This is a genomic window from Pseudomonas syringae group sp. J248-6, assembly GCF_032586995.1.
Lineage (GTDB): Bacteria > Pseudomonadota > Gammaproteobacteria > Pseudomonadales > Pseudomonadaceae > Aquipseudomonas > Aquipseudomonas amygdali.
Genome location: NZ_JAWHOP010000011.1, coordinates 121,940 through 143,547 on the forward strand (window position 1 = coordinate 121,940; position 21,608 = coordinate 143,547).

At 59.7% G+C, this 21,608-nt stretch carries 16 protein-coding genes; 12 read left to right on the forward strand and 4 right to left on the reverse strand.

What is annotated here, in order from left to right:
- Nucleotides 1-22 precede the first annotated feature (22 nt).
- The 3 genes from RYC17_RS16010 to RYC17_RS16020 all read right to left on the reverse strand — a co-directional run bounded on the left by RYC17_RS16010 (nucleotide 23) and on the right by RYC17_RS16020 (nucleotide 1,827).
- Nucleotides 23-511 carry a MarR family winged helix-turn-helix transcriptional regulator gene (locus RYC17_RS16010; RefSeq protein WP_058399935.1) on the reverse strand — a complete coding sequence of 163 codons (489 nt, stop codon included), beginning with the start codon at nucleotides 509-511 and terminating at the stop codon, nucleotides 23-25.
- Nucleotides 512-661: 150 nt separating this feature from the next.
- Nucleotides 662-1,273, reverse strand: coding sequence for a tRNA-(ms[2]io[6]A)-hydroxylase (locus RYC17_RS16015; protein WP_003368536.1), 612 nt, complete (start codon nucleotides 1,271-1,273; stop codon nucleotides 662-664).
- Between the two features lie 83 nt (nucleotides 1,274-1,356).
- On the reverse strand, nucleotides 1,357-1,827 hold the full coding sequence (locus RYC17_RS16020) for a DUF1289 domain-containing protein (RefSeq protein WP_002554470.1): 471 nt from the start codon (nucleotides 1,825-1,827) through the stop codon (nucleotides 1,357-1,359).
- Between the two features lie 402 nt (nucleotides 1,828-2,229).
- Between RYC17_RS16020 and acnB the strand changes: the two genes are divergently transcribed.
- From acnB to RYC17_RS16040, 4 genes are all read left to right on the forward strand, one after another.
- Complete coding sequence (gene acnB, locus RYC17_RS16025; protein ID WP_004665908.1) at nucleotides 2,230-4,830, forward strand: bifunctional aconitate hydratase 2/2-methylisocitrate dehydratase; 2,601 nt, start codon at nucleotides 2,230-2,232, stop codon at nucleotides 4,828-4,830.
- Between the two features lie 279 nt (nucleotides 4,831-5,109).
- Nucleotides 5,110-5,682 carry a manganese efflux pump MntP gene (gene mntP, locus RYC17_RS16030; protein ID WP_122281830.1) on the forward strand — a complete coding sequence of 191 codons (573 nt, stop codon included), beginning with the start codon at nucleotides 5,110-5,112 and terminating at the stop codon, nucleotides 5,680-5,682.
- Between the two features lie 299 nt (nucleotides 5,683-5,981).
- The gene (locus RYC17_RS16035) at nucleotides 5,982-7,145 is read left to right on the forward strand and encodes a polymorphic toxin type 44 domain-containing protein (protein ID WP_316889247.1); all 1,164 of its coding nucleotides are present in this window, start codon (nucleotides 5,982-5,984) and stop codon (nucleotides 7,143-7,145) included.
- Nucleotides 7,126-7,536 (forward strand): hypothetical protein, encoded by a 411-nt coding sequence (locus RYC17_RS16040; RefSeq protein ID WP_122281831.1) that lies wholly within the window; start codon nucleotides 7,126-7,128, stop codon nucleotides 7,534-7,536. The genes RYC17_RS16035 and RYC17_RS16040 overlap by 20 nt, the downstream gene beginning before the upstream one ends.
- A 639-nt stretch (nucleotides 7,537-8,175) precedes the next feature.
- On the opposite strand, the gene RYC17_RS16050 is transcribed toward RYC17_RS16040, so the two are convergent.
- Complete coding sequence (locus RYC17_RS16050) at nucleotides 8,176-13,035, reverse strand: NAD-glutamate dehydrogenase (RefSeq protein WP_122281832.1); 4,860 nt, start codon at nucleotides 13,033-13,035, stop codon at nucleotides 8,176-8,178.
- Between the two features lie 367 nt (nucleotides 13,036-13,402).
- Between RYC17_RS16050 and RYC17_RS16055 the strand changes: the two genes are divergently transcribed.
- The 8 genes from RYC17_RS16055 (at nucleotide 13,403) to RYC17_RS16090 (ending at nucleotide 21,586) form a co-directional block, all read left to right on the forward strand.
- Nucleotides 13,403-13,762 carry a hypothetical protein gene (locus RYC17_RS16055; protein ID WP_316903725.1) on the forward strand — a complete coding sequence of 120 codons (360 nt, stop codon included), beginning with the start codon at nucleotides 13,403-13,405 and terminating at the stop codon, nucleotides 13,760-13,762.
- A gap of 46 nt (nucleotides 13,763-13,808) precedes the next feature.
- A complete protein-coding gene (locus RYC17_RS16060; protein ID WP_316903727.1) occupies nucleotides 13,809-14,555 on the forward strand; it encodes an amidohydrolase family protein in 747 nt (248 codons plus the stop codon).
- A 210-nt stretch (nucleotides 14,556-14,765) separates the two neighbouring features.
- Nucleotides 14,766-15,725 carry an AAA family ATPase gene (locus tag RYC17_RS16065; protein WP_002554476.1) on the forward strand — a complete coding sequence of 320 codons (960 nt, stop codon included), beginning with the start codon at nucleotides 14,766-14,768 and terminating at the stop codon, nucleotides 15,723-15,725.
- A 4-nt stretch (nucleotides 15,726-15,729) separates the two neighbouring features.
- Entirely contained in the window at nucleotides 15,730-16,674 is a 945-nt protein-coding gene (locus tag RYC17_RS16070; protein WP_002554477.1) for a DUF58 domain-containing protein, read from the forward strand.
- The gene (locus RYC17_RS16075; protein WP_004660770.1) at nucleotides 16,671-17,165 is read left to right on the forward strand and encodes a DUF4381 domain-containing protein; all 495 of its coding nucleotides are present in this window, start codon (nucleotides 16,671-16,673) and stop codon (nucleotides 17,163-17,165) included. Before RYC17_RS16070 ends, RYC17_RS16075 begins: the two co-directional genes overlap by 4 nt.
- Nucleotides 17,158-18,216 (forward strand): vWA domain-containing protein, encoded by a 1,059-nt coding sequence (locus RYC17_RS16080; RefSeq protein ID WP_002554479.1) that lies wholly within the window; start codon nucleotides 17,158-17,160, stop codon nucleotides 18,214-18,216. Before RYC17_RS16075 ends, RYC17_RS16080 begins: the two co-directional genes overlap by 8 nt.
- Nucleotides 18,213-19,931, forward strand: coding sequence for a VWA domain-containing protein (locus RYC17_RS16085; RefSeq protein WP_219169746.1), 1,719 nt, complete (start codon nucleotides 18,213-18,215; stop codon nucleotides 19,929-19,931). The genes RYC17_RS16080 and RYC17_RS16085 overlap by 4 nt, the downstream gene beginning before the upstream one ends.
- Nucleotides 19,928-21,586, forward strand: coding sequence for a BatD family protein (locus RYC17_RS16090; RefSeq protein ID WP_316903731.1), 1,659 nt, complete (start codon nucleotides 19,928-19,930; stop codon nucleotides 21,584-21,586). The genes RYC17_RS16085 and RYC17_RS16090 overlap by 4 nt, the downstream gene beginning before the upstream one ends.
- The last annotated feature ends 22 nt before the right edge of the window (nucleotides 21,587-21,608 follow it).

The following is a 21,608-nucleotide window of genomic DNA, read 5'->3' on the forward strand; positions in this document are numbered from 1 at the left end:
CGCCTGCCGACAGGTCTGCCGCTCAGCTTTTAGCTTTGGGGTTGAAGCTCAGACGAGTCAGGGTGATGTGGTCATCGGCGGCCACCAGTACCTTGGTGAGAATCCTTGTCAGGGTCTCGACCTCATCACTGTCGAGCGCGGCAAAGGTGTCATTCATGGCGTCCGCACCAATCTGCGGCAGCAGGTCCGAGAGCGCCTGCCCCTGCTCCGTCAACGCCAGGCGCACCTGACGACGATCAGTCGCTGACCGCTGGCGCACAACCAGCCCTTTCTGCTCCAGCCGATCGAGCATGCGGGTCATCGAACCGCTGTCCAGCGACAGGTGACGACACAACTCCACAGGGGTGTCGGTCGAGAACTGGGCAATGATGATCAGCACCTTAAACTGCGCGAACGTCACGTCATAAGGCAGCAGGTACTTGTCGAGCATGCGGTCTTTGAGCGCATTGGTACGACCGACCAGCAGCCCGATCAGGCTGGAATCGAAATTTTCGGGGCTGAAATGTTTCAAGAAATCATCCAGATAGCTGCCTAGGCAGTGATTACAAAATATTACTGCCTAGGCAGCCGTTGTCAAAGCATTTATTAGCTTGCTTACTAAATACTCATAAAAAAACGACCACTGGCAAGGCGGTCGTTTTTTGAAGGTGCGCGAGGGGAATCAGGCGGCGACGGGCACACCACTGTGAAAGCGGAACTCTTCATCAGGGCTTTCGATCAGCTCACGCTCGGCCAGACGGATTTCCTCGATCTTGGCATCGACGTCTGCCTTGTCGCCGTAGCTGTAAGCCAGCTTGAGATAATCCTGAAAATGCCGCGCTTCGGATTTCAGCAGGCCGCCGTAGAATTTGGCCAGCTCTTCATCCAGATGAGGCACCAGCGCGGCGAACCGCTCGCAGGAACGGGCTTCGACGATCGCCCCGACGATAAGGGCGTCGGTCAGTCGGTAAGGATTGTGATTACGCACAAGTTTGCGCAGCGCTCCGGCATAACGCGCCGAGCTGATGTTGGCCATGGGGATCTGGCGCTTTCTGATGATGCTGATCACTTGCTCGAAATGGCGCAGCTCTTCCCGGGCCAGACGCGACATCTTGCTCAACAGGTCGAACTTGTCGTTGTACTGAAACATGAACTGAAACGCAGCCCCGGCCGCCTTCTTCTCATTGTTCGCATGGTCGATCAGCAAGATGTCCAGATTGCGCAACGCGGCCTGAACCCAGCTGTCGGGGGTGCGGCAAAGCAGGAAGGCTTCGATTTCGGGGATCGGGTACATAAGCTCACAGAATGACAGAGAGGCACGGCCGCGCATTATACGAGGAGCAACGAGGCCTCGCGAGACAAAAGCATGCCGGTTTGTCAGGCGCCGAATGCGTCGCGCAGAAAGCCCGGCGCGATATAACGCTGATAGTGCGCCTCGGACAGCAGGAAAAACTCACGATCGATCGCATCACGCAGTTCCGGCAGCGTCCAGTCACGAAACTCCGGCAGCAGCACAAAGCCGTAGGCCTCAACCTGACTGATGACCCGTGCGCCGCGCGCGATCAACTGGTAGGCCCAGCAATACTCGGATTGGTGCGGCACGAAACGGATCTTGCGCTGGGTGAGCTGCGCGCGCAGCTTGTCTGCATCGAAGACTTCAAGCTTGGCAGTCATCACCTGGACCAGCAATTGTTCCAGACGCAGCCATACCGCTCTTTTTTCATCCTCGTTATAGCCGTTCCAGTGGATGACCTCGTGGTGGAACCGCTTGCAGCCACGGCACACAAGGTCCCCGTAAACAGTGGAGCAAAGGCCGACGCAGGGGGTTTTGATAATGTAATCGGGCATGTCAGGCAGGACTGGGGAAGGCGAAACAGGGGCTCATGTTAGCCCTTTGTCTAAGCAAGTTCACCCCCGAAGATGTAGGGGCTAACTTACCTTTAGCGAAGTTTTGGCGTAGAATCAGCGAGCCTTTTAAGGCGCCAATGTCCGTTGGAAGCTGTTTTCAAAGCGTCACGAGCACAGTCAGGTTAACCCCGCATTGCGGCGTCGACAGGCCATTCCCTCATCAAGAATGGCCGTGTCGACCGTCACTCCCCCCGTTCTGCAGGCGTAAAACTTTGAAAACAGCTTCTGTTAGGAATCGCCGACACCCTGCCAACAAGGCTCAATAAGCCTTGCGTGGGTACGGACGATTTCTGGATGAGCGTCCCGGACACCCATTTGGGACCACTGATGAGGGTTAATACTGTGCTTGAAGCCTACCGTAAACACATCGAAGAGCGTGCCGCCCAGGGCATCGTGCCCCAGCCGCTTAACGCCGAACAAACTGCAGGCCTGGTCGAGCTGCTGAAGAATCCCCCGGCTGGCGAAGAAGCTTTCCTTGTCGATCTGATCACCAACCGCGTTCCGCCAGGCGTTGACGAAGCCGCTTACGTCAAGGCCGGTTTCCTGTCTGCCCTGGCCAAGGGCGAAGCCACTTCTCCCCTGATCGACAAAAAACGTGCAACCGAACTGTTGGGCACCATGCAGGGCGGCTACAACATCGTCACCCTGGTTGAACTGCTCGATGACGCCACCCTCGCGCCGGTCGCCGCCGAACAGCTCAAGCACACCCTGCTGATGTTCGATGCCTTCCACGACGTGGCCGAAAAAGCCAAAAACGGCAACGTTCACGCCAAGGCTGTCCTGCAGTCCTGGGCTGACGGCGAGTGGTTCAAGAAGCGTCCGACGCTGGCCGACAAGATCAGCCTGCGCGTCTTCAAGGTCACCGGCGAAACCAACACCGATGACCTGTCCCCGGCACCTGATGCCTGGTCCCGTCCGGATATCCCGCTGCACGCCCTTGCCATGCTGAAAATGGCCCGTGACGGCATCGTTCCAGACGTTCAGGGCTCTATCGGCCCGATGAAACAGATCGAAGAAATGCGCGGTCAGGGTTTCCCTATTGCCTACGTCGGCGACGTGGTCGGTACCGGTTCCTCGCGTAAATCGGCAACCAACTCGGTACTGTGGTTCTTCGGCGACGACGTTCCTTACGTACCGAACAAGCGTGCCGGTGGTTTCTGCTTCGGCAGCAAGATTGCCCCGATCTTCTACAACACCATGGAAGATGCTGGCGCCCTGCCAATCGAATTCGATGTCTCGAACATCAACATGGGTGACGTGATCGACGTCTACCCCTACGCTGGCAAGGTCTGCAAGCACGACAGCGACGAAGTCATCACCACCTTCGAAATGAAGACCCCGGTGCTGCTCGACGAAGTCCGCGCAGGCGGCCGTATTCCGCTGATCATCGGTCGCGGCCTGACCAGCAAGGCGCGCGCCGAACTGGGCCTGCCTGAGTTCGACCTGTTCAAGACTCCTGACCAGCCAGCCGAAAGCACCAAGGGTTATACCCTGGCGCAGAAGATGGTCGGCAAGGCGTGCGGCGTGGCAGGCGTTCGTCCTGGCACCTACTGCGAGCCGAAGATGACCACCGTCGGTTCCCAGGACACCACTGGCCCGATGACCCGCGACGAGCTGAAAGACCTGGCATGCCTGGGCTTCTCGACCGACCTGGTCATGCAGTCGTTCTGCCACACTGCAGCCTATCCAAAGCCTATCGACGTCAAGACGCACCACACGCTGCCTGACTTCATCATGACCCGCGGCGGCGTTTCCCTGCGTCCGGGCGACGGCATCATCCACAGCTGGCTGAACCGCATGCTGCTGCCGGACACCGTCGGCACCGGTGGCGACTCGCACACCCGCTTCCCGATCGGTATCTCCTTCCCGGCCGGTTCCGGTCTGGTGGCGTTTGCCGCTGCCACCGGCGTCATGCCGCTGGACATGCCTGAGTCGATCCTGGTTCGCTTCAAGGGCAAGATGCAACCCGGCATCACCCTGCGCGACCTGGTTCATGCCATTCCTTACTACGCGATTCAGGCTGGCCTGCTGACCGTAGAGAAGAAAGGCAAGAAGAACGCATTCTCCGGCCGCATCCTGGAAATCGAAGGCCTCGACAACCTGAGCATCGAGCAGGCTTTCGAGCTGTCCGACGCCTCTGCCGAGCGTTCGGCTGCCGGTTGCACCATCAAGCTGGCCAAAGAGCCGATCATCGAATACCTGAATTCGAACATCACCCTGCTGCGCTGGATGATCGAACAGGGTTACGGTGATCCGCGCACCCTGGAGCGTCGTGCTCAGGCGATGGAAGCCTGGGTTGCCAACCCGGAGCTGCTGGAAGCCGACAAGGACGCCGAGTACGCCGAAATCATCGAAATCGATCTGGCCGACGTCAAAGAGCCTGTGCTCTGCGCGCCGAACGACCCGGACGATGCCCGCCTGCTGTCTTCGGTACAAGGCGAGAAGATCGACGAAGTGTTCATCGGCTCCTGCATGACCAACATCGGCCACTTCCGCGCTGCGGGCAAGTTGCTGGATCAGGTCAAGGGCCAGCTGCCGACGCGTCTGTGGCTGTCGCCGCCGACCAAGATGGACGCTCACCAGTTGACCGAAGAAGGCTACTACGGCATCTACGGTAAAGCTGGCGCGCGTATGGAAATGCCGGGCTGCTCGCTGTGCATGGGTAACCAGGCACGCGTGGAACCGAACTCGACCGTAGTGTCGACGTCGACCCGTAACTTCCCGAACCGTCTGGGTGACGGCGCGAACGTCTACCTAGCCTCCGCCGAGCTGGCGTCCGTCGCTTCGATTCTGGGTCGCCTGCCGACCGTCGAGGAGTACATGGGCTACGCCAACCAGATCGACACCATGGCAGCGGACGTGTATCGCTACCTGAGCTTCGATCAGATCGCCGAGTTCCGTGAAGCCGCTGCGAACGCCAACATCCCGGCCGTTCAAGTGTAAGCACGAAAGCAGGCGTTAAAAGAACCCCATCCTCGTGATGGGGTTTTTTTTGGCTTGAATCACCCTCGTACATATATTTTTCACATTCGGATGGCTATAGTAGCGGCCCTTGTTGGGGAGTAGCCTGCTCTTGACTCCGGTCACTGAGCGTTCGCATCAACATTCTCGGCTGCATGCCGTGGTGCGGACACCTTCTGGTTGGCGAGACCAACGATGCATCCATGCCTAAAGTCGGGCGTGTGGTTGCGTCGTTGACTCATAGCCCGACTGGATATAACCGTGAACCCGATTTCCCTCCTCTTTCTCGCGCTTGCCATGTCCACGGACGCCTTTGCTGCGGCCCTTGGTAAAGGGGCAAGCCTGCATAAACCGCGCTTTATCGAAGCGTTGCGTACCGGTTTGATATTCGGCGCTATCGAGACCATCACTCCGGTGATCGGTTGGGGCATCGGTCAGGTCGCTGCCCGCTTCGCTGAAAGCTGGGACCACTGGATCGCCTTCACCTTGTTGCTGGTGCTGGGCCTGCACATGATCTACAACGGCATCAAGCACGATGACGATGAAGAGCAGGAAAAACCCGGCCAGCACTCGTTCTGGATTCTTGCCGTCACCGCATTCGCCACCAGTATCGATGCACTGGCGGTCGGCGTAGGCCTGGCGTTTGTCGACGTCAATATCATGGCCGCAGCGCTGGCTATCGGCCTGGCCACCACCGTGATGGTTACCATCGGCGTGATGCTCGGTCGCGTGCTCGGCACCATGGTCGGCAAGCGCGCTGAAATCGTTGGCGGCATCGTGCTGATCGTGGTTGGCGCAACGATTCTTTATGAGCACTTGTCTGCGGCGGCCTGATTGAGGGCCCGAGACCTATAAATGCAGAATCGAGTAGGAGGCGGGTTCACACCCGCCGTCCTCTCACACCACCCCCCGCCGACCAGCCAGAACCTTTCAGGCACTAAGATTTGTTACCACTACAACGATGTCACCCAGCACAGCCAGAAATATAGATGACATCCCGATCAGATTCTCAAGGCACTACGAGAAAATTAAGACTTCTCCTACAGACCGCCTTTCACGTTTCCGATAGCCTCCCATGCGTCAACTAAACGCTGGTTATTGTTTACGGATCAAAGACATAAGGACGGCCTGCAATGATTTCTTCAGCTCGATTGGGTGACAAGCACGCCTGCCCATTGCCGGGTCACGGTACAACGTCAATCACTTCTGCATCCGGTGACGTCAACATCAACGGCATGGGCGCGGCACGTGTGGGTGATACCTGTGGGTGCGGGGCGGTCATCACTTCGGGTTTCCCCTCTATTCAAGTGAATGGCCGTCCTATGGCGCACCTGGGAAGCCCAACCAGTCACGGCGGGACAATCATCACGGGCTCCAATAATGTTGGTGGCGGCTTCGTCATGGGTGACGCGGGTGGCGCGACCATTATTAACTTCATGGCGCTGGGGGCCTTACGACCAGACGGTTCCGTGGACGACGAGAAGATGGCGACCTTGTTGGCTGACCCGAAGCTCACGGAGAAAGCCTTGGCGGCGAACGCTTTGGTAAATCCAAATGCGGCCCGTGAGAAACCTGAAGAGGAAGCTGTACCAAATGATGGACCTGAAGGCTGTACGCATCCGAACATGATGGAAAAGCTGGCGACCTACATCGCAGACGAGATGAACAACAATATCCACCACTCCTCCGTCTTGAAGATGAATAAGCTGCTCAACTATGACGTTGCGGAAGAGACTCGTAAAAAAATGGACCTGCCTTGGTACGCCCAAATAGGGAACACCAGCCCTCAAGCTATCGGCGCTTCAAACGTGGCGGCAGCCATGATCCTTTGGACTGAGCGAGTAGGCCAGGGTCGTGATTGGGACCACAAACCAAAGATCCACGCGAAGTTTGGCAGGTATCGCCATAGGCAAGGCAAGTACGACTACTACTACGATATTTGGTCCAACATTCATTACGGCTATGTGGGCATGGCCGGAGGACTCAGTGAGAGCGTCCTTTTAGACGGCGCGGGTGTCGAGCAGATTGTTTCTGATCAATTACGACGGTGGGGAGAGCAGATATTCGAAGCCAAAGAAGATCAGAGACTCAAAGGACCTCATGCCACTGAGGGCGTAGAAGGGATGCGCGCATGGGATGACGTCCCGGATCGGATTTCTATTAGCATTGGCGTTAAACTCTTCTATGAGAATCCAAACGGAGGCGTCACGGCAAGAATGATCATGGACAAAGTACTCGCTGTCACACCGTCAGAATGGGGAGATGGCGCCAGTGTCCATGTCTGTGAAAAATATTAAGGCCCGGTATTTTATTGGGGCATTCATAGTTATTCCAGCGCTGTTCTGGTACGTGGCGACCCCAGTCGTTCGTGTCCATTATTCTAAAGAAGCTACAGACGAGCTTCGTGTGATTTGGAACACCCAGCACAACATCCATAAAGAAGGAATGCTACCGGGTCAGGGCACATACGATACCGGGCATATTTTCCCCAATGAGAAATTCTTTATGAACTTTGATTGGTGGAATGAAAAGAGTCTGCGGAGGTGTATAGCAATTACGCCAAAATGGGGCGGCGTGATCGACATCTACCTCGATGGCAGAGGCCGCATCGAAACTGCTAAAACTGGCCCTGACGTTATTGCTCGCTTGAAGAGATGTGAGGGTGACGCTGATCCTTTCCGGCCTTAAGGTGCCCAACCAGCCGCCCAAGAATGGGGAACACGTGTTATTGAGCACAAATGCAAAAAAATCAAGGTCCGTTACTTGTTCCTTTTCCTATTGATAGCTCCGCTGGTGGCTTGGTATTTTGCTGCTCCCGGCGTAATTGTCCACTACCCTAAAGAAACCCCGGACGAACTGCGCTTAATTTGGAACGCTCACGACCAGATTACACGACAGCGAATGCTACCGGGGGAGGCGACATCGGAGTTTGGTCATGTATTCCCTGATGAGAACTTCTTCATGGTGTTCTTTTGGTGGACCGACAGAGGTTTACGAAAATGCATCGACATCACACCTAAGCGCTGGGCAACGATAGACATCTACCTTGATAGGCTGGTAGGGTCGATATCGAAAAAACATCTCCTAAGGTTATTGCCCGGCTGAAACAATGTGTGGGTGAATCTGCCCCCTTTCTGCCCTAAAGAGCCCTGCCAGCAATACAAAAAAGACAATCAGCACGGCCATCATGCAGACCGAGACGACCTCCTTACGGAACACCACATCCAAGCTGGTTGCGCTTAGGCGCAACGCGCCATGCTTGTCGCACCACAAAAAAACCGCATCTCTCGATGCGGTTTTTTCATGGCTCTACCGGTTACAAGCGGATCAGACCGTGAGGCTCTGCCCACTCATGGCCAGGTCCAGCAGCTCACGGTTGGCAACGGCGTACATGGCGTAATCCGTGCCGCTTGCCGCACGAAGCTCGACCAGCATGGCACGCCAGCGCTCGACCATCAGCGAGTGCTGCTCCAGCCACAGGGCCAGACGCGCATCGATTTCCGAAGGACCGTCAGCCATTTGCAGGACCGACACGGTGATCGCCCGCTGTTGCCAGTCAACATCGTCACGGAACGCTTCACGCGCCAGGGCCTGCCAGTTGTTTTCCACCGGCAGGCTGCTGATCTGTTGCAAGTACCAGGTGATGTCCAGCGCGCTGCCCACGGCAAAGTACGCCTTGGCCACGTCGGCAGCGTTCTGCCCGGTCACGTCGGAGGCTTCGATAATCGGCAGCAGCGTGTACAGGTGCGTCGTACCCGCCACCATACGCGCCAGCAGTTCCGGCACACCGGCTTCGACATAAGCCTGATAACGCGTCTGCCAGATCTCGCGGGTAGGCCCGTCTTCCAGCAACTCGTCAAGCTTGAGGCCCAGTGCAGCAAGGTGCGGACCGAAGTGCGCCACGTCACGACCGGCATCCAGCTCGTTGCGGCGACTGCGCAGGAACCAGCGCGTCGCACGACGCCCCAGACGCATCAGTTCATCCATCAGCGCCAGCTGGATCTCGGCGGAAACCTTGTAGTCCAGCGCTTCGATCTGACGGAACCAGTGCGGCAGGTGGAAGATGTCGCGCACAATCACGTAAGCACCAGCCACAGCCGCAGCACTCATGCCGGTCGACTCCTTGAGCCGCTGCACGAAGGTGATGCCCATGTGGTTGACCAGATCGTTGGCAATCTGGGTGCTGACGATTTCGCGTTTCAGACGATGACTGCGCATGGCCGTTGAAAATCTGGCACCCAGCGATGGCGGGAACGCAGTTTCCATATCGCGCGCCAGATAATCGTCATCCGGCACACGGGATTCCAGCAATGCTTCCTTGAGGTCGATCTTGCTGTAGGAGATCAATACCGACAGCTCGGCACGACTCAAGCCCTGCTTGGCCGCCACCCGCTCGGCAATCTGTTCTTCGGCAGGCAGGAACTCGATGGCCCGGTCGAGCTTGCCGCGGGCCTCCAGGTCATTCATCAGACGCTTGTACTCAGCAATCCGCTCGTAAGCGCGGCGTGCTGCCAGCGACAGTGCCTGAGTCTGCTTGTAGTTGTTGCCCAGCACCAGGTGGCCCACTTCGTCGGTCATGCTTTCGAGCAACTGGTTGCGCTGCTTCTCGGTCATGTCACCGGCCTGCACCACCTCGTTGAGCAGGATCTTGATGTTCACTTCGTGGTCGGAGCAGTCCACACCACCGGCGTTGTCGATGAAGTCGGTGTTGGTCGCGCCGCCATTGAGGCCGAACTCGACACGGCCCAGCTGGGTCATGCCCAGGTTGCCGCCCTCGCCCACCACCTTGCAGCGCAGCTCGTTGCCATCGACGCGCAGCGCATCGTTGGCCTTGTCGCCCACGTCGGCGTGCGACTCCTCGCTGGACTTCACGTAGGTGCCGATGCCGCCGTTCCACAACAGATCGACCGGCGCCTTGAGCAGCGCGTGGAGCAATTCGGTCGGAGTCAGCTTGTCAGCCTTGATGTCGAAGCGCGCCTTCATCTGCTCGGTAATGGCGATGCTCTTGAGGCTGCGCGGGAAGATCCCGCCGCCAGCGGACATGATGCTGGTGTCGTAGTCGGTCCAGGACGAGCGCGGCAGATTGAACAGGCGCTGGCGCTCGACAAAGCTGCTGGCCGGGTCCGGATTCGGATCGATGAAAATGTGCAGGTGGTTGAATGCGGCAACCAGTTGCAGCTTGTCGGACATCAGCAAGCCGTTGCCGAACACGTCACCGGCCATGTCGCCGATGCCGATCACACTGATGCTGTCCTGCTGGACATTGATGTCGCGCTCACGGAAGTGACGCTGCACACCTACCCACGCGCCCTTGGCGGTGATGCCCATCTTCTTGTGGTCATAACCGGCCGAACCACCGGACGCGAACGCATCACCCAGCCAGAAGCCGTAATCGATGGCGATGCCGTTGGCGATGTCGGAGAAGGTCGCGGTGCCCTTGTCGGCGGCAACCACCAGATATGGGTCATCGTCGTCATGACGCACCACATTGACCGGCGGCACCAGCACGCCTTCCTTGAGGTTGTCGGTGATGTCCAGCAGCCCCGAGATGAAGATGCGGTAGCAGGCAATCGCTTCAGCCTGCACTTCATCACGGTTGCCGGTGGTCGGCAGACGACGCGGCACAAAACCGCCCTTCGCGCCAACCGGCACGATGACCGAGTTCTTCACCTGCTGAGCTTTTACCAAGCCCAGCACTTCGGTACGGAAGTCTTCTTCGCGATCCGACCAGCGCAGGCCTCCACGCGCCACGTTGCCGAAGCGCAGGTGCACGCCTTCGACGCGCGGCGAGTAGACGAAGATTTCAAACTTGGGCACCGGCTTTGGCAATTCGGGGATCAGGCGCGGGTTGAACTTGAAGCTGAAGTAGCCCTTGCTATGCCCGTTGGCATCAGCCTGATAGAAGTTGGTCCGCAGGGTGGCCTTGATCAGGTCCAGATAACGACGCAGGATGCGGTCTTCGTTGAGCACCTGCACGTCGTCCAGGGCAGTCAGAATCGCCTGTTCCAGGCGCAACTGCTTGTCATCAAGATCATCGGAACCCAGCTTGCGCGCCAGGTAGAAACGGGTCTTGAACAGACGCGTCAGCTCGCGGGCAATGCCGGTGTGGTTGTTCAGGGTGCTGGCGATATAGCCCAGATCGAAACCCAGACGAATCTGCTTCAGGTAGCGCGCATAAGCACGCAGCAGGGCCACGTCGCGCCACGGCAGACCGGCAGTCAGCACCAGACGGTTGAACGCATCGTTTTCAGCGTCGCCGCGCACGATATGCACGAACGCATCCTGCAAGGTGTCATTGAGCTGCTGGATATCGAGGTTCAGACCTTCGCCATAGGTAAAGGCGAAGTCATGAATCCAGAATTCGCGACCATTGGCGTGGTGCAGACGGTATGGGAACTCGCCCAGTACACGCAGCCCGAGGTTTTCAAGAATCGGCAGCACATCGGACAGTGCCAGCGGCGTGTCGGCGTGATACAGCTTGCAATGCAATTGCTGGCGGCCACCGGCCAGTGGCTGATAGAAGCTCATCACCAGCGGATTGGTTTCGCTCAGGCTCAGCACGTGCTGCATGTCGACCACCGCCGAATGCGCAGCAAAGCGCTCGCGGTAGCCGGCCGGGAAACCTTTCGGGAAATCGGCCAGCACGTTGGTGCCGTGGGCCTCGCCAAAGCTCTCGACCACCAGACTGGCGTAGTCGTCTTTCCACGAGCGGCAGGCCTGAATGACTTCGTTTTCCAGCTGGGCAACGTCGATGTCCAGATTGACCTTCGGATCGACCCGCAGGATCAACTGCACACGCGCCAGCACGGATTCAGAGAAGAACGTCCAGAACTCGCAATCGCTGGCTTTCAGGCGATCCATCAATACCTGCTGGATCTTCTGGCGCACTTCGGTTGAGTACACGTCGCGCGGCACATAAGCCAGGCAGTAGCAGAAACGGCCGTACGGGTCCTTGCGCAGGAACACGCGAATCTTGTTGCGCTCCTGAATCTGCACGATGGACATGACCGTGGTGAACAACTCGTCCACCGGCGTCTGGAACAGGTCGTCACGGGGCAGCACTTCGACGACCTGCGCCAGTTCCTTGCCCAGGTGCGCCTTGGCGTCGAAACCGGAACGGCGCTCGACTTCTGCGACCTTGCGACGGATATACGGGATCTGCCGTACGCTCTCGCCGTACACCGACGAAGTGTACAGGCCCATGAAGCGACATTCCTTGATGACCTTGCCCGAGGCATCGATCTGCCGGATCGACACATAATCCGGGTAGGCAGGACGGTGTACGCGGCTTGGATGGGCAGCTTTGGCAAACGACAGCAGCACCGGCTCTTGCAGGTATTTCACTGCGTAGTCTTCGATGTGCAGCTCTTCGCGGGTCAGGCCCGGGCGCAGCAGTCGGGTCAGCCCGAGGAAGGACGACTCATCGTAGACCAACTGGCCGCCTTCGGCGTCGTTGCGCACTTCAAATTCTTCGTAGCCCAGAAAAGTGAAGTGGTTATCTACCAGCCATTGCAGGAAGACCTTGATCTCGGCCTTCTCTTCGACGTCGGTGTTGGACTCGTTGGCATCGATGCTGGCCAGCAGCTCGTGCAGACGCGCTTTCATCGGCCCGAAGTCTTCGACGGCAGCACGCACCTCGCCCAGCACCTGCTCCAGCTCGCGAGCCAGCACGTTCAACTCGCTGACGTTGGCGCAGCGGTCGATCTCCAGGTACATCAGCGATTCCTGCAGCACGTCCTCACCGGTGGTGCCCTTGGGCAGCAGCTCCAACAGTTCGCCAGCAGCGCCGCGACGCACGCTCAGTACGGTGGTCTGCAGGGTGTGGATGCTGTAACCGCGACGGTTCAGCTCGGTACGCACGGAGTCGACCAGAAACGGCAGGTCGTGATGCAGCACTTCAACGGCAGTATGAGTCGACTGCCAGCCGTGGCGCTCGTAATCAGGGTTGTAGACCCGGACCTGCGGGTGAGCATGTTCGAAACGCTCCAGCAGGCGCCATGCGGACAAGGTGCAGCCTGCCAGGTCGGACAGACGTCGCTGGGTGAGTTCGTCGAGGGAAATGATGCCGAAGAATTGCTCGGCGAACAGCGCCACTTGTGGCAGTGCCTGTTCGCTGATGTGCTGAGCCAGTGCCGCTTGCAGTTGATGCTGGAAGTCGGCCTTGCTGGCTGCGGTGAAGAACGCCATCTGTGGTACTCCGCTTTGGCTTTTATTGGGGAGGCTTGAAGAAGGTGTTGCGACCGGTGTGCCCTTACATTCACTTGCGTGGGCATAACCTGATCGAGTGTAAAGCTAAAGTACTAACGCGCGCTGTGTCAGGGTAGTCACATTTGAATGCGGGAATAAAAAAACTGCGCGCATCCGACACCGTACACCACTCGTCTGCCATGCAGCTTAACGAGAGCTGACGGCGTGCTGCTTACGAGGCTGCGACATATTCGGTCATCAGGTCGCGTTAAAATACGCACGATGGTGCCAACATCCCCCGACAAAATTGACTCGGGACTGGCAAAATCCACCTCACGCCTCAACTGCTTAGACCCGGAGCCCCACCATGCAAATAAAGACCGCCAGCCTCATCGCCAACCCGTGCGACGACGAATACGACGACATGGCGCTACTTTGCTGCCACGCAGAGAACGGCGTGCTGTTTTCCCTGACCCGCTTCCCGGACGAGAATGAAGTGGAAATCACTGTCAGCGATGAAAAGTCACTGAATGTGTCCAGCCTGAAAGTCAGCTTCAGTGCCGAGCGTCTGTTAGTGGAAATTACCCCGGAGGACGCTAAGCAGCTCGATGGCCATCACCAGTATGAAATTCTGCACGGCACCGACGCAGCCGAGCTGCAGGATGTTCACCAAACGTTACAGATCATTCTTGAAAACGTGGGCGAGTACACCAGCACGATCAGTTAACGGGCAAAACCGCTAGAGTGAGTACTTCGCCGTACAGGAGCCCGTCATGAACCGCATTTTCGATGCCCACTGTCACATCATCGATCCGCACTTCCCGCTGACCGCCAATAACGGCTACCTGCCGGACCCGTTCGGCGTCGGTGACTACCTTGCAACAGTCCAGCCTCTGGGTGTTCAGGGTGGCGCGGTGGTGTCCGGCTCCTTTCAGGGCTTTGATCAGGGTTACCTGCTTGAGGCGCTGCGCTTGCTGGGGCCGGGCTTCGTCGGTGTCACTCAACTGCCCGCCAGTGTCACCGATACTGAACTGGACACCCTCAATGCCGCAGGCGTGCGCGCCCTGCGTTTCAACCTCAAGCGCGGCGGCTCGGAGCAGCTCGACCAGCTGGAAGCGCTGGCCGTGCGAGTGCATGAACGCGCAGGCTGGCATTCGGAGCTGTACATCGACTCCCGAGAACTGGCGGAAATAGAAACCCGTCTGCTGAAGTTGCCAGCGATCAGCGTCGATCACCTGGGATTGAGCGCCGAAGGATTGCCCGTGCTGCTGCGTCTTGCCGAGCGCGGCGTGCGGGTCAAGGCCTGTGGTTTCGGACGCGTTGACTTCCCGGTGCGCGAAGCACTCAGGGATATCCATGCCGCCAATCCGAATGCGTTGATGTTCGGCACCGACCTGCCCTCCACGCGAGCGCCCCGCCCTTTCCAGCCTGACGATATCGAATTGCTGATCGACGCACTGGGTGAAGGCGGCGCCCGTCAGGCGTTGTGGGATAACGCAGCTGAATTCTATCGGCTCTAACCCTGCCGCATTCGACGGCCTGACCCTGTCGTCCTACACGCCCATACACAGAACATGTAGGGCAATTCCCAGTTAAATGACGTATGCGTCTCTAAATGCAATAAAAAACGCGGTAGTCGTTAGTCGATACCTGCCTGGATGGATTAAAGTATCGCCCCCAGCTCAGCAGTCACCAGACACAGCTGATTACCCTGCCAGGAACCGTCACCGATGGAACATCGTGAAGCGCTGATTGCGCTGCGAACCTTTCTTTCAACGCAGATCCTTGGCCAGGAAAAGCTGATCGAACGTCTGCTCATCGCCCTGCTTGCCGACGGTCACATGCTGGTCGAAGGCGCACCCGGCCTGGCCAAGACCAAGGCCATCAAGGAACTGGCAGAAGGCATCGAAGCACAGTTCCACCGCATTCAGTTCACCCCCGACCTGCTGCCTGCCGACATCACCGGTACGGAAATCTATCGCCCGGAAACCGGCAGTTTCGTATTCCAGCAAGGGCCGATCTTCCACAATCTGGTACTGGCCGACGAAATCAACCGTGCGCCGGCCAAGGTTCAGTCAGCGCTGCTCGAAGCCATGGCCGAACGCCAGGTGAGCGTGGGCCGCAGCACCTACGACCTGTCACCGCTGTTTCTGGTCATGGCCACCCAGAACCCCATTGAGCAGGAAGGCACTTACCCGTTGCCCGAAGCCCAGCTCGATCGCTTTCTGATGCACGTCAAGATCGGTTTCCCGGATGCCGCCGTCGAACGCAAGATCCTGCAACAAGCGCGTGGCGAAGCCCTGAATGGCGAAACCAAGCCGGAACGCCGTGTCAGCCAGCAGGCGATCTTTGCCGCACGCAAGGAAATTCTCGGCTTGTACATGGCCGATGCGGTCGAGGAGTACCTGGTGCAACTGGTCATGGCCACCCGGACCCCGGCCAAGTTCGACCCGGAGCTGGCCGAGTGGATTGCCTACGGTGCCAGCCCGCGTGGTTCCATTTCGCTGGACCGCTGCGCCCGCGCACATGCCTGGCTGGCCGGACGTGACTTCGTCAGCCCCGAAGACATTCAGGCAGTGCTGTTCGATGTATTGCGCCACCGGATCATCCTGTCGTTCGAAGCCGAAGCTGCCGGTATCGATCAGGATCGCGTGATTCAGCGCATCCTCGACGTCGTGGCCGTCGCCTGAGCCCATGCAACCCTACCTGATCCCCCAGCCGGGCATCCGCGTCAGCCTCAGCGAGCTGATCGAAATGCGTCATCGGGTGCGGGAAGTTCAGCTGTTCTCTACGCCCAGCCAACGCAGCCCGTTGATCGGCCTGCACCACTCCAAACTGCGCGGGCGCGGCGTGGATTTCGATCAGGTGCGGGTCTATCAGGCTGGTGACGACGTGCGCAGCATCGACTGGCGCGTGACCGCACGCACTCAGGAGCCGCACACCAAGCTGTTCCACGAAGAACGCGAGCGGCCGATTTTCATTCTGGTGGAGCAAAGCCGTCGACTGTTCTTCGGCTCCGGTCTGATGTTCAAGTCGGTACTCGCGGCCCAGGCTGCCGCGCTGATCGGCTGGGCAGCGCTGGAACACAACGACAGGGTCGGCGGGCTGGTGTTCGGCGATAACGAGCACTACGAGATCAAGCCCCGACGCAGCAAACAAAGCCTGTTGCAGTTGCTCAACCGACTGGTGCGGGTCAATCAGTCACTGCACACCGAGATCCCGGCAGACCGCGATGCCTTCGGCACTGCGCTGCGTCGCGCCCGGGAAGTGCTGCGCCCTGGCAGCCTGGTCATCGTGTTGTGCGACGAACGCGCCCTTTCCGATGCTGCCGAACAACAGTTGAGCCTGCTGTCACGCCACAGCGACCTGCTGTTGCTGCCATTGTCCGACCCACTGGACCGCGCGCTGCCCGCTGCGGGCCTGCTGCGCTTTGCCGAACGCGGCGCGCAGCTGGAACTCGATACCCTCAACCCCGAACTGCGCCGCGCCTACCGGCAACAGGGCGAAGACCGCTCTGCGCGCTGGGAATTGCTCGCGCAGAAACTGCGGGTATTGCTCATGCCCTTGAGCACCCAGGCGGAACTCGTTGAACAATTGCGCGAATACCTCAACGCAAAGCGTCCGGTGAAGCGCAAATGAATCCGCTTGATCAGCTCGAGCCGCTGATTGCTCCCGAAGCCGTCGGCTTTTGGCCGCTTGCCCCGGGGTGGTGGCTGCTGCTGTTGCTGATCCCGGCAGCGGGCTGGGGCCTGTGGCGTTTGCGCGTACTGCTGCCAGTCAAGGCGCGCAAGGTTCGCAGCGAACAACCGCTGGACCCGGTTCGCCTCGCCGCCCTGGCGGAACTCGCCAGCTTGCCCAAGCCCTACGATGGCGCCCCGGCAGGTGCCTGGCTGCAGCAGATCAACGGCCTGCTCAAGCGCCTGTGCCGCAACCATTATCCGCACAGCCAGAGCCACACGCTGAACGGCCGAAAATGGCTGGCGTTCCTCGACAACCGCTGCCCGGCGGCAGGCCTGACGCGCTGGATGATTCTGGTCGAAGGTGCCTACAAACCCGAGTGCAAGCTGGACGACAAGGCCATCACCGGGCTGACCCAGGCGGTTGATACCTGGATCCGCAAACATGTTTGAGTTCGTCTGGCCCTGGGTTTTCGCCCTGCTGCCGCTGCCGTGGCTGATGCGCGCCCTGCTGCCCATGGCCGACAGCGGCGAGCCGGCGCTCAAGGTCAGTTTTCTCAGTGAACTCGAAGGGCTGAGTGGACGCCGCGCCAAGGCCAATCTGCCGGTCTGGAGGCAGCGCGCGCCCTTTCTGTTGATCTGGCTGTTGCTGTTGATTGCCACCGCGCGACCGCAATGGCTGGGCGAGCCACTGCCAGTGGCTGCCAGCGGGCGCGACCTGCTGGTGGCGGTCGACGTGTCCGGTTCCATGGACTACCCGGACATGCAGTGGAAAAGCGATGAAGTCAGCCGACTGGTGCTGGTGCAACAGCTGCTCGGTGACTTTCTCGAGGGCCGCAAGGGCGACCGGGTCGGTTTGATCCTGTTTGGCACTCAGGCTTTTGTCCAGGCACCGCTCACCTATGACCGGCGCACTGTAAGGGTCTGGCTTGACGAGGCAAAAATCGGTATTGCAGGCAAGAATACTGCGCTTGGCGATGCTATCGGTCTGGGCCTGAAACGCCTGCGCCTGCGTCCGGCCACCAGCCGCGTGCTGGTGCTGGTCACTGACGGTGCCAATAACGCCGGCCAGATCGATCCGATCACTGCCGCGCGGCTGGCTGCCGAAGAAGGCGTAAAAATCTACCCTATCGGTATTGGCTCGGACCCCGACAAGGACGCGCTGCAAAGCGTCCTCGGCCTCAATCCGAGCCTTGATCTGGACGAACCGACGCTCAAGGAAATCGCCAGCCTCAGTGGCGGCCAGTATTTCCGTGCTCGTGACGGCGACCAACTGGAAAAGATTCGCGCCACCCTGGACAGCCTGGAACCGGTTGCCCAGCAGCCCACCCAGGCACGTCCGGCGCAGACGCTTTATCAATGGCCGCTGGCGACAGCCCTGCTGTTGAGCGTACTGCTGGTGCTGCGTGAACTGTGGCCAAACAATGCGCTGCAACGCCTGCTGACTGTCGTGCGTTCAGTCAACTGGCGTGAGCGCGTCAAAAGCCTCTGGAGGTCGCGATGATCGCCTCTCTGTGGCCGCACTGGTTTCGCCCCGAATGGCTGCTGATCCTGCCGTTGCTGGCGCTGTTGATCTGGCGGCTCTGGCATCGGCAGAAACGCGCCGGGCGCTGGCAAATGCTTCTGCCGACCCACTTTCATGCCGTACTGCTCAACGGTGGGCGCGGCAGCAACAGTAAACTGCCGTGGGTCGCACTCGGGCTGGCATGGCTGCTGGCGCTTTTCGCGTTGCTGGGACCCAGCTGGCAGCGCGTCGAACAGATCAGCCAGAAACCGGTTGATCCGCTGGTGGTGATACTTGAACTCACCCCGCAGATGCTCGCCACCGACACTGCGCCCACCCGTCTGGAACAGGCGAAACGCAAACTGCTGGACCTGTTGCAAAAACGCAGCGATGCGCAGACCGCCATCGTCGTCTATGCGGGCAGCGCACACACGCTGGTGCCGCTGTCCGATGACCTGGTCACCAGCCATAACCTGCTGGAAGCCATCAGGCCGTCGATCATGCCCATGACCGGCCAGCGTGCCGATCTGGCGGTCCAGAAAGCCCTGCACCTGCTGAAACAGGGCGCACTGGGCCAAGGGCGAATTCTACTGATTACCTCGTCACTGAGCGAACAGGAACGTCAGGGCATCCGTGCGGCGTTGCGCGGGCAATCGCCGCCGTTGCTGATCCTTGGCATCGGCACGGCTGACGGCGCGCCGGTCATGCAGGAAAACGGCAGCCTGCTCAAGGACGATCAGGGCGCCATTCTGGTGTCGCGCCTGGACAGCAACAGCCTCAACGAATTCGCCGATCAGGTCGGCGGCAGCTATCGTCAGGCACGAGGCGATGAAGAAGATTTGCGCAGCCTTGGCCTGCTGGCCAGCCCCCAGCACATGAGCAGCGACGGGCAGGTTGTGCAACTCGATACCTGGGCCGATCAGGGACACTGGTTCCTGCTCCCGCTATTGTTGATCGCAGCCCTGGCTGGTCGGCGCGGCTGGCTGTTCTGTCTGCCGCTGCTGTTCATGTTTCCGCAGAACAGCCAGGCGTTCGAGTTTCAGGACCTGTGGCTGCGTCCCGATCAACAGGGCCAGCGGCTACTGGAGCAACATCGGCCAGCCGAGGCCGCACAACGCTTCGAAGACCCGCGCTGGAAAGGCGTGGCCTTTTACCAGGCCGAAGACTACGTCAGCGCCGCCCAGCAGTTTGCCGAAGGCAACAGCGCCGCCGACCATTACAATCGCGGCAATGCCCTGGCGCGCAGCGGCGAACTGGCGGCAGCACTGGATGCCTACGAACAGGCCCTGGACCGCCAGCCCGAGTTTCCCGCCGCACAAGCCAACCGGGCGCTGGTACAAAGCCTGCTGGACAAGGCCGATGTCCAGAAGCCTGCCGAGGATGAGCAGAACAAGGCCGATCAGGGCGAAGAAGGCCAGCAAGCGTCACAGGACCCCAACAGCAGTGCATCGCCAGCCGATCAGAACCCGTCCCGCTCGGATCAGCCCGGTGCCAGCGAGAGCCTGCCGCCAGACGTCAGCGGTCAGGCCACCTCAGGCGAATCAATGGACGATGAGCAAACCACCCGCCCACCGCTGCAGGCCGCAGACACCCCTATCACTGGCGAGCGGCGCCAGGAACTGGAACAGTGGCTGAGGCAGATTCCGGATGATCCGGGCGAACTGCTGCGGCGCAAATTTCGCTACGAACAGCAACATCAGGAAAAGACCCGATGAGTCGCGTGTACACCTTATTGATCGGCCTGCTGCTGAGCCTGATCAGCTTGTCACTGCAGGCTGCGCAACTGACCGCCAGCGTCGACCGCACGCGCCTCAACGCCGGGGAAACTGTCGAGCTGACGCTGGAAACCGACGATGTCACCCAGTTTGGCAAGCCAGACATGAGCGCTCTGGAGAGCAGCTTCGAGGTGCGCGATACGCGTCAGCTCAACAGCCTGAAAACCCTGGACGGCAGCAGCCAGGCCACTACTCGCTGGATCGTTACCCTGCTGCCTCGCGAGACCGGCAGCGTGTTGATCCCGTCGTTGCAACTGGGTGAGCTGAAAAGTCAGCCACTGACGCTGCAGGTGCTGCAAAGCGAGCCCCAGGACCCAGGCAGCCATCTGGCGTCGATCTTCATCGAAGCAAGCCTCGATCAGGACAGCGTGTATGTTCAGGCCCAGGCCGTGCTGACCCTGCGCGTCTACCACTCGGTGTCGCTGTTCGATGACAGCAGCCTGAGCCCTTTGCAGGTACCGGACGCACGGGTCGAAAAACTGGGTGATTCGCGCACCTACGAAAAGCTGATCAATGGTGTGCGTCATGGCGTGATCGAAACACGCTACGCGATCTATCCGCAGCAAAGCGGCGTGCTGAAGATACCGGCGCAAGTGTTCAGCGCCAAGCTGGTGCAGACACCTGCCGAAGGCTCGCAAGGCCAGGAGGCCAACCCGTTCGGCCCGCAACCAGGCCGATCCGTGCGGGTCAAGTCCGCTGAAGTGCCGTTGACCGTCAAACCCAAGCCCGCTGACTACCCGGCTGATACTCCTTGGTTACCGGCGCGCAGTATCAGCCTTGAAGAAAACTGGAGCCCCGAGCCAGGCACCACTCAGGTCGGCGACTCACTGACCCGCACCCTCATACTCAAGGCCGAAGGCCTGGCCGGTGCGCAACTGCCACCCTTGCCGCCCACCGAAGTGCCCGGCCTGCGGCGTTACCCGGATCAGCCGCAGCTGCGCAACCTGCCCAGTGAACGTGGCCTGATCGGCACCCGCGAAGAACGCGAGGCGCTGGTGCCCGGCCGGGCCGGGGCAATCGACCTGCCTGCGGTTGAAGTGACCTGGTGGAATACCCGTGAAGATCATCTGGAACACACCAGTCTGGCCGCCCGCACACTGAAGATCAGCAACAACCCCGGCCTGGCAGTGGACACGCCAGTGAACAACGAGATGGGCGGCGTGACGGTGATCGGCCCGCCGGTCTGGCCGTGGCAACTGAGCACGCTGTTGCTGGCTTGCACCACCTTTTACGGTTTCGCCCTGTGGTGGCGGGCCCGCGGGCAGCCGGCAATCGCCCGTGCCGTGCAGACCGGGCCCAGCCCGCGTACCGTACTGGATGACCTCAAACGCGCCTGTCTGGCCAACGACCCTCAAGGCACCCGTCAGGCACTCGACGCGTGGGCACGCCAGCAGCCGGAAACCCTGGCCGAAATGGCCGCGCGTTTCGTGCCGCTGTCCGATGCACTGGACGGTCTGAACGGCGCGCTTTATAGCGAAACCGGCAAGCTGTGGCTGGGTGAAGACCTCTGGCGCGCCGTGCGCAAGCTGCCTGCCGCCGAACATATCAAGGACCCGGCAGGCGATGCCGGGTTGCCACCGCTGTATCCCAAGTGAGGATGCAGCTCAGGCAACACCT

Excerpts from the sequence above, each read along its gene's own strand:
- RYC17_RS16050 (WP_122281832.1), bottom strand. The coding sequence starts at position 13,035 with ATGGCGTTCTTCACCGCAGCCAGCAAGGCCGACTTCCAGCATCAACTG.
- RYC17_RS16080 (WP_002554479.1), top strand. The coding sequence starts at position 17,158 with ATGTTTGAGTTCGTCTGGCCCTGGGTTTTCGCCCTGCTGCCGCTGCCG.
- RYC17_RS16065 (WP_002554476.1), top strand. The coding sequence starts at position 14,766 with ATGGAACATCGTGAAGCGCTGATTGCGCTGCGAACCTTTCTTTCAACG.
- RYC17_RS16070 (WP_002554477.1), top strand. The coding sequence starts at position 15,730 with ATGCAACCCTACCTGATCCCCCAGCCGGGCATCCGCGTCAGCCTCAGC.
- RYC17_RS16055 (WP_316903725.1), top strand. The coding sequence starts at position 13,403 with ATGCAAATAAAGACCGCCAGCCTCATCGCCAACCCGTGCGACGACGAA.
- RYC17_RS16020 (WP_002554470.1), bottom strand. The coding sequence starts at position 1,827 with ATGCCCGATTACATTATCAAAACCCCCTGCGTCGGCCTTTGCTCCACT.
- RYC17_RS16085 (WP_219169746.1), top strand. The coding sequence starts at position 18,213 with ATGATCGCCTCTCTGTGGCCGCACTGGTTTCGCCCCGAATGGCTGCTG.
- RYC17_RS16090 (WP_316903731.1), top strand. The coding sequence starts at position 19,928 with ATGAGTCGCGTGTACACCTTATTGATCGGCCTGCTGCTGAGCCTGATC.
- RYC17_RS16015 (WP_003368536.1), bottom strand. The coding sequence starts at position 1,273 with ATGTACCCGATCCCCGAAATCGAAGCCTTCCTGCTTTGCCGCACCCCC.
- RYC17_RS16040 (WP_122281831.1), top strand. The coding sequence starts at position 7,126 with ATGTCTGTGAAAAATATTAAGGCCCGGTATTTTATTGGGGCATTCATA.
- RYC17_RS16060 (WP_316903727.1), top strand. The coding sequence starts at position 13,809 with ATGAACCGCATTTTCGATGCCCACTGTCACATCATCGATCCGCACTTC.
- RYC17_RS16035 (WP_316889247.1), top strand. The coding sequence starts at position 5,982 with ATGATTTCTTCAGCTCGATTGGGTGACAAGCACGCCTGCCCATTGCCG.
- RYC17_RS16075 (WP_004660770.1), top strand. The coding sequence starts at position 16,671 with ATGAATCCGCTTGATCAGCTCGAGCCGCTGATTGCTCCCGAAGCCGTC.